The organism is Rhizobium sp. RU35A, assembly GCF_900156005.1.
Classification (GTDB): Bacteria; Pseudomonadota; Alphaproteobacteria; order Rhizobiales; family Rhizobiaceae; genus Neorhizobium; species Neorhizobium straminoryzae.
This window is the reverse complement of record NZ_FTMR01000019.1, coordinates 41,927-49,480: the sequence shown is the minus strand read 5'-3', so window position 1 is coordinate 49,480 and position 7,554 is coordinate 41,927. Positions and strand designations below refer to the sequence as shown.

The following is a 7,554-nucleotide window of genomic DNA, read 5'->3' as shown; positions in this document are numbered from 1 at the left end:
AATCCCATCTGCAATCTCCCAGACAACTGTCAGAGCCGGGGAGTGTGACATTCCAACTTTGCAGAAACAGGACATTCTAACTTTGCGGCTACATGAAAATTACTGATAATATATATTATGGAATATTCTTCACCTCCGCTGAACTGGAGTCCGGGACCGCACCCCACGTCCGACGATGCTATCTTTGCGCAATCCAGACTGGAACGGCGGCAGTCATTGCGGCCAGCAGCAGGAGTGCCGCCGCAACCATGAACGTCGTCGAAAACCCGTACGCATCAAAGAGAAGACCACCGAAGGCTGCTCCCGCCGTGATCGCCAGCTGGATCACCGCCACCATCAGGCCGCCTCCCGCTTCTGTGTCATCGGGCAGCGTTCGGGTCAGCCAGGTCCACCAGGCGACCGGTGCAGCCGTGGCCAGAAATCCCCAGAGTGCCAGGAGGGTAGCGGTGACAGCCAGCGAAGCTGCGCTGAACACCAACGCAAGACCGACAAGGGCCATCAAGGCCGGAATGACGACAAGGACCAGACGCGGTGCGTGTGACAGGACGAAGCCGATGACGACCGTGCCAAATACGCCCATCACGCCGATCAACAGCAGCAGGAGCGACAGCGTTTCCACATTCACCCGCACGCTGCCCTCCAGATAGGGGCGAAGATAGGTGAAGAGGGTGAACTGACCCATGAAGAACAGACCAACGCCGAGCATGCCGATTGCCACCACCGGACGGCGGAGAAGTTTCAGGGGGCTTATCTGTGCTCGCCCATGCTCCATCGGCATACGCGGCAGACTGACCAGGAGCCAGACCAGGACAAGGAGCGCCACCGGCACGACGGTGAAGAACGTCCACCGCCAGCCGATCAGCGCACCGAGATAGCTGCCGAGTGGCGCAGCCACCACCGTTGCGAGCGCATTGCCGCCGTTCAAGACCGAGAGCGCGCGCGGCACCTGCGATGGCGACACAAGACGCATGGCCGTGGCAGCCGACATCGACCAGAAACCGCCGATGACAATGCCGATCAGCGCGCGACCGATCATCAGCGTGGCATAATTTGGTGCGAGCGCAACCACGGTTCCGGAAATCATCATGACGCCTGTCAGCATAAGCAGCATCGTCTTGCGATCAGCGCGTCCCATGACGGATGCAATCACCAGGCTGGTGATGACGGCGAAGAAACCGGAGACGGATATCGCCTGCCCTGCCTGGCCTTCGGTGACAGCCAGATTGCTGGCGATCGGCGTCAGCAGGCTGACCGGCAGGAATTCCGAGGCGATCAGGGCAAAGGCGGCTAGCGACAACGCGAAGACGCCGCTCCATGCCGCGGTCTTCCGGGTCCCTCCCCTTGCGGATTGCTGCGGTGTATCGATGGCGTGCGACGTGTCGCTGAGCATGAAGCGATCCTTTCAGGGTTTCACCCGTACCGGACATCGCTATCGCGACCCGAAGGCGATCTCGGGCGCGCGCTATTCGGAACGGAAACAGATGGGACCGAGATAGAGGAGGTGATGCCGGGGGATAATCCGCCGGATGCCGGATGCGGTTATGCACGGGGCTCATGAAACAGCGTGGAAAAACCGTTCCGGTGTTTGCCGGCACAGCAAGCGGCTGATTTATCTATTGTGCAGACACCGATTGCCGCCAAAGGGGAGCCGCGGTGGTGGGCCAGCCAGCGCCGCAGCGTCAGGATCACGCATTTCAGTCTTGCTTCTGTTGAAGAAATTCGATGATCGCCTGTCGCTCCGCCGCATTGGCGAAACGCTGCGTCATGCGCGTACCACGCACCATGGCACCGGGATTGGTGAGAAAACCATCGAGGTTATCCGTACTCCACACGATGCCGGACCCCTTTATGGCCGGCGAGTAATTATAGCCCCCGACGCTTCCCGCGGCGCGTCCGACGACACCCTGCAGATGAGGCCCGACCCCATTGCGGGGCGTTGCAACCTCATGGCAGGCGCCGCACCGCTGCCGGAACAGCGTCTCGCCATTGGCGGGCTCAGAGGCAGGCGTCTGCGCCGCAGCAACGGCGACCGACAGCAGAAGACAGAGACCGGCGATGGCAGATACGGATCGACGCATTGCGGAAACTTTCAAGCATGGCGAACAGGATCTGACATCCGGGCCTTCTGGAATCCGGATATCAAAAAAGAGCGGGAGGACATGCGTGCACCGGCACGATCAGCGCATCTGCAGAATGATCGGATCCGGGCTCGCCGGATCGGTATGCGCCCGCAGTGCCTTCACCGCTTGCTCCGTCACCGGAGCAGCGCGATTGCCCCAGGTCGCGCGGACATAGGTCAGAACCTCGGCAATCTGCTGGTCGCTCAGCTTGGAGCGCAGCGACGGCATGCGATAGGCATCCGTCACACCATCGGCGACCACGCGGCCGGCCCCGTTCAGCGTGATGTTGATCGCAGAAGCAGGATCGGGTGCCAGCAGCGAGCTGGCGCCGGCAAGCGGCGCGATCCATTCGGCACGGCCCCGGCCATCGGCGCCGTGACAGGTGGCACATTGCGCTGCGTAGATCGCCTGACCGGCCGAGCGGGGCGTCGCTGCAGCAACGGGCTGATACTGCCAGGGCTCACCGTCCCGCATCCGATCTCCGGGCAGCGACTTGAGATAGCGGGCAATGCCCTTCAGATCCGTATCGCTCATGTACTGGGTGGAGTTGTTGAAGGCTTCCAGCATCGAACCGAACACGACACCGTGCTGGTTGCGACCGTCCTTGAGGTAGGAAACGATGTCTTCCTCGGTCCAGCGACCCAGACCGGTATTGTGATCGTTGCGCAGGCTCGGCGCATACCAGCCGTCCAGAAGCGCGCCGGAGAGATAGCGCGGATCACCCTCATCCAGCGCCACTTCCTGGATCGCCACGCCACGGGGTGTGTGGCAGCTGCCGCAATGACCGGGCCCCTGCACCAGATAGGCGCCTCTGTTCCACAGATCGTCACCGGTCGTCTTCGCCTGATAGGCGCCGGGCCTGGTGAAGGCGGCATTCCAGAAGGCGAGCGGCCAGCGCATGTTGAGCGGCCAGGCGATATCCGCAGGGCGGTTCGACTGGCTGACCGGCTGGACGTGGTTCATGAAATAATCGTAGAGCGCGCGGATGTCGTCATCGCTCATCTTGGCATAGGACGGATGTGGCATGGCCGGATACAGGCGGGTGCCATCAGCCCGCACGCCCCGGCGCACCGCATTGTCGAAGTCGGCCAAGGTGTAGTTGCCGATGCCGGTTTCCCTGTCCGGCGTGATATTGGTCGTGTAGATCGCACCGAGCGGCGTTCCCATGGCCAACCCGCCAGCAAAGGGCTTTCCGCGCTCCGTGGTATGGCAGGCGACGCAATCGGAAAGACGCGCAACATATTCGCCCCGCGCCAGGGGACCGGGTGCTGGCCGCGCCTCTCCATCGAATGGCGAGCGCGGCACATGGGTCGCAAACCACGCGCTTCCGGCGCCCACGACAGCGACGACTGCAACAAAGAGACCAAGACGTTTCAAGCGAAAGCCCACCCATCACATGAGGAACGGACCCGTGCCGGCAGAACCGACACAGGCGGGAGTTTTGTCTTTTGCCCGGCTCGAAGCCGGTTTGCAGCGCGGCTCAGATGCTGCCGGCAAGCGAAGCCCGTGACAGCGGCAGGCTGCGCACCCGCCTGCCCGTCAGCACCGCCAGAGCGTTGACCACCGCTGGGGGAACGCCCGGAACGCCGGGTTCGCCGATGCCGCCCATGGGCGCACCGCTTTCGACGATGCGGACATGCACCTTCGGCATCCTGTCGGGCGGCAGGATGGGATAACCGTCATAATTGCGGGCGCGCGGCACTCCCTCCTCGTAGACCACCTCTTCCATCAGTGCGATGGAAAGACCGATCGCGACTGCGGAATTGATCTGTGCCTCGACGATCGCCGGATTGACGATGCTGCCGGGATCGACGGCCACCCAGACCTGATGGACCACCGCCTCCTCACCGCGCAAGGAGACTTCCGCGATGGTCGCAACCTCGCTGCCGAAAGGGGACGCCATGGCGACGCCGCGGGCACGCCGGGTGCCGTCTTCCGCCTGGTAGGGGCCGCGTTTCCAGCCGCCGGAGAGATCCGCCACCGCCTCGAGAAGCTTCCGCTGGCGCGGGCTTTCGGCAAGCAGCCGATGGCGCAGGTCGTAAGGGTCCTGTTTTCCGGCATCGGCCATTTCATCGAAAAACGTCTCGTAGAAGAAGTCGTTCATCGAATGGCCGACGGAGCGCCAGAAGCCGATGACCGCGGGATCATCGACATGGATGTGGCCGACGCGGTGATTGGGGATGGCGTAGAGCTTTCCGGCAATGCCTTCCACGGCGGAGCTGTCTACCTTGTCCGGCTGACGGCCGAACCAGCGGCCTGTCGCCCCCTCGCCCACCGCAATCGCGCTCAGGGCAACGGGCATGCCCTTCTCGTCCAGGCCAGCCCGGAAGCGGGCGACCGCCATGGGGCGGAGCGCATCGCGCAGGAACTCCTCTTCGCGGCTCCAGACCAGCTTGACCGGCCTTCCGACCGCTTTCGACAGCAGGATGGCCTGCGGGAACGGGTTGGCCGAGGCATAGAGAAAGTGTCGGCCGAAGAAGCCGCCGAGCAGCGGCGAATGGATGATGACCCTGGACGGATCGATGCCGGCAACCTTTGCCGCGGCGCCCTGAAACATTTCCGGCGCCTGGTTGGGCGCCCAAAGCTCCAGCGTGCCGTCGTCGTTCCAGCGCGCCAGCGCCGAGGGTGGCTCCAGCTGCGCATGCGCGAGATGCGGTGCGTCATAGGTCGCCTCGATGATGGTCTTGGCGCTGGCCAGAGCCTTGGTGGTATCGCCGGAGGCTTCGGCTTCAAGACCGTCTCCGGTCATGGCCTTCAGCCCCTCCCGGTGACGTTCCGTCGAATAGTCTTCCGGCATCGCCCCCCTTGTGCCCTGCGGCGCAGCCGCCCAGGTGACCTGAAGGCTTTCCGCCGCCCGGCGCGCGCGCCACCAGCTATCGGCAACGACACCCACAGCGCCTGGCAGACGGTGAACGGAATGCACGCCCGGCATGGCGAGAACCTGGGCTTCATTGGTGATCGTCTGCGGCTCTGCGCCCAGATGGCGGGCATGCTGGACAGCGGCATAGAGCATGCCGTCCACACGAAGATCGATGGCATACTTCGCCTTGCCGGTGGACTTGTCGCGCACGTCGAGCCGCGCAAGAGGTTTGCCGATCCAGCGGAAATCCGATTTTGCTCTGAGCGGCGCGTCGGCGGGTACCGCCAATGCCGCGGCATCCTGCGCGAGTTCGCCATAGCTCAGGGCCCGCCCGGACGCAGCATGGAGGACGCGGCCAGGCTCGGTCGTCAGCTCCGGCACCGGCACGTTCATTCGTGCGGCGGCGGCCTGCATCACCATCAGGCGGGCGCTCGCCCCGAGCTTGCGCATCTTTTCGTAGCTCATGCGCACCGACATGCTGCCACCGGTAAAGCGGAAGCCGCCGATCAGCAGATAATCGGGGCCGGGGGGAGCGGCCTCGACCACGAAGCGCGCGGGATCAACGTCGAGTTCCTCGCCGACGATCTGCGCCATCGCAGTAAAGATGCCCTGCCCTCCCTCGATGAAGGCACTCCGGAACAGGACGGTACTGTCCGGCCGGATCTCGATATAGGCGTTTACCCGCGTGCCGGCCACAACGGCGGGTGCGGCGGCCTGTGCCAGGGCGCGCCCGGCGCCAGACGGCAAAGCGACGCCCAGCACCAGCGCTCCTGCCGAGACACCCAGAAATCGACGGCGCGAGAGATTGAGCAGTCCCGCCTGCCCGTCGGAGTTTTGGGACGCGTTGATCGGTGTCATGTCGTTCATGCTGGCCTCCCTCACGCTTTGGCGGCCTGCCGAACGGCAGACGCGATGGCATTGTAGGTGCCGCACCGACAGAGGTTGATCATTGCCGCGGCAATGTCTTCCTCGGTCGGTTGGGGCGTCTGTTTGAGAAGCGCCGTCGCCGCCATCACCTGGCCGGACTGGCAATAGCCGCATTGCGGAACCTGATGATCGACCCAAGCTTCAACGACCCTGCGTCCTTCGGCATCCCCGGTGATCGCCTCGATCGTCACGATCTCGGTGCCGGCGACGCTTTCGACCGGCGTGACGCAGGCCCGCGTCGCCTGACCGTCGATCAGCACCGTGCAGGCTCCGCACTGGGCAAGGCCGCAGCCATATTTCGTGCCCGTCAGTCCAAGCGTGTCGCGAAGGACCCAGAGAAGCGGCGTATCCGGCTCGATGTCCACCTGATGCGATTGCCCGTTGATGGTAAGCTGCATGGCCATCTCCCTGAAAACGTTGACCGGCATTGCCGCCGGTGCGGCGCACCGAGGCATCTCATCCTCCGGCCAAGAAAGGCGCCTGGTAGCGGAGAACAGACAGTATCGGTGATCAGTCTATACCCGACCGACCGGCAACATTAGCGCTCCGGCATGAGTTATACTCATGAAGGGGGCTCATGAATGGCGAGGCGCCGGACGGATGAATGAAGGGGCGATCCAGAGCGTGCAGACGCCGCTGCCTGGCATCCATTCGTCCAAGAGCGCGTGATCTGCATTTGCACTTCACCCTTCATGCGCAATTCAGATATAATATATTGGCGTGAATGAAGAGGATTCATAAATGGCCCGCGAAAACATCAACGATCTGCTGGCCTTCATTGCGGTTGCGCGCGAACGCAGCTTTACCAAGGCGGCGGCCAAGATGGGCGTCTCGCAATCGGCCCTCAGCCATACGCTTCGCCAGTTGGAAGCGCGGCTTGGCGTGCGGTTGCTCACGCGCACCACCCGCGCCGTCTCCGCTACCGAGGCGGGTCAGCGCCTGCTCGACGGTATCAGCACCCATTTTGACGAGATCGAGGCGGAACTCGATGCGCTGAGCGCCTGGCGGGAACGGCCCGCCGGCAGCATCCGCATCACAGCCTCCGACCACGCGATCACCTGGATCCTGTGGCCCAAGCTTCGAACCTTCCTCAAGGATTACCCGGACATCAAGGTCGAACTGATCCGCGATAACGGCCTGACGGATATCGTCACCGAACGCTTCGATGCCGGTGTTCGCATGGGCGAGCAACTGGCAAAGGACATGATCTCGGCCCGGATCAGCCCCGATTTCCCGTTTGCGGTGGTGGGTGCCCCTTCCTATTTTGCGCAGAACCCGCCTCCGCTGCACCCGCAGGATCTGGTTCGCCACACCTGCATCAACGAGCGGCTGCCGACCTTCGGCGGCTTCTGGATCTGGGAGTTCGAGAAGGACGGTCAGGAAACACGCATACGGGTGGAAGGACAACTTGCCTCCAACACCTGCTACCAATCCATCCTGGCGGCGGCGGAAGGCTTCGGACTTGCCTTCGTCCCCGAGGATGTGGCCGAGCCTTATTTGGCGGATGGTCGCCTGCTGCGGGTACTCGAAGACTGGACACCGCCGTGGGATGGCTATCACCTCTATTACCCCAGTCGCCGGCAGTCTTCACCCGCCTTCACGGCTTTGGTCAATGCGCTGCGCCACCGCGACTGAGGCAGTCACGGC

6 protein-coding genes are annotated in these 7,554 nt (G+C 63.4%); 1 reads left to right on the top strand and 5 read right to left on the bottom strand.

What is annotated here, in order from left to right; translation table 11 throughout:
* Positions 1–178 precede the first annotated feature (178 nt).
* The 5 genes from F3H95_RS25530 to F3H95_RS25510 form a co-directional block, all read right to left on the bottom strand.
* The gene (locus tag F3H95_RS25530; protein WP_149748025.1) at positions 179–1,390 is read right to left on the bottom strand and encodes an MFS transporter; all 1,212 of its coding nucleotides are present in this window, start codon (positions 1,388–1,390) and stop codon (positions 179–181) included.
* A 304-nt stretch (positions 1,391–1,694) separates the two neighbouring features.
* Positions 1,695–2,078 carry a c-type cytochrome gene (locus F3H95_RS25525; protein WP_149748024.1) on the bottom strand — a complete coding sequence of 128 codons (384 nt, stop codon included), beginning with the start codon at positions 2,076–2,078 and terminating at the stop codon, positions 1,695–1,697.
* Between the two features lie 99 nt (positions 2,079–2,177).
* Positions 2,178–3,287 carry a cytochrome c gene (locus tag F3H95_RS25520; RefSeq protein WP_348530092.1) on the bottom strand — a complete coding sequence of 370 codons (1,110 nt, stop codon included), beginning with the start codon at positions 3,285–3,287 and terminating at the stop codon, positions 2,178–2,180.
* A gap of 313 nt (positions 3,288–3,600) precedes the next feature.
* Positions 3,601–5,847: a xanthine dehydrogenase family protein molybdopterin-binding subunit gene (locus F3H95_RS25515; protein ID WP_149748022.1), complete on the bottom strand. Its 2,247-nt coding sequence runs from the start codon at positions 5,845–5,847 to the stop codon at positions 3,601–3,603.
* A gap of 11 nt (positions 5,848–5,858) precedes the next feature.
* Positions 5,859–6,305, bottom strand: a complete 447-nt coding sequence (locus tag F3H95_RS25510; protein ID WP_142880732.1) for a (2Fe-2S)-binding protein — start codon at positions 6,303–6,305, stop codon at positions 5,859–5,861.
* A 343-nt stretch (positions 6,306–6,648) separates the two neighbouring features.
* On the opposite strand from F3H95_RS25510, the gene F3H95_RS25505 reads away from it, so the two are divergent.
* Entirely contained in the window at positions 6,649–7,542 is an 894-nt protein-coding gene (locus tag F3H95_RS25505) for a LysR family transcriptional regulator (protein ID WP_142880731.1), read from the top strand.
* Positions 7,543–7,554 lie beyond the last annotated feature (12 nt).

Coding starts and splice junctions, on each gene's coding strand:
- F3H95_RS25530 (WP_149748025.1), bottom strand. CDS start 1,390: ATGCTCAGCGACACGTCGCACGCCATCGATACACCGCAGCAATCCGCA.
- F3H95_RS25525 (WP_149748024.1), bottom strand. CDS start 2,078: ATGCGTCGATCCGTATCTGCCATCGCCGGTCTCTGTCTTCTGCTGTCG.
- F3H95_RS25520 (WP_348530092.1), bottom strand. CDS start 3,287: ATGGGAACGCCGCTCGGTGCGATCTACACGACCAATATCACGCCGGAC.
- F3H95_RS25515 (WP_149748022.1), bottom strand. CDS start 5,847: ATGAACGACATGACACCGATCAACGCGTCCCAAAACTCCGACGGGCAG.
- F3H95_RS25510 (WP_142880732.1), bottom strand. CDS start 6,305: ATGCAGCTTACCATCAACGGGCAATCGCATCAGGTGGACATCGAGCCG.
- F3H95_RS25505 (WP_142880731.1), top strand. CDS start 6,649: ATGGCCCGCGAAAACATCAACGATCTGCTGGCCTTCATTGCGGTTGCG.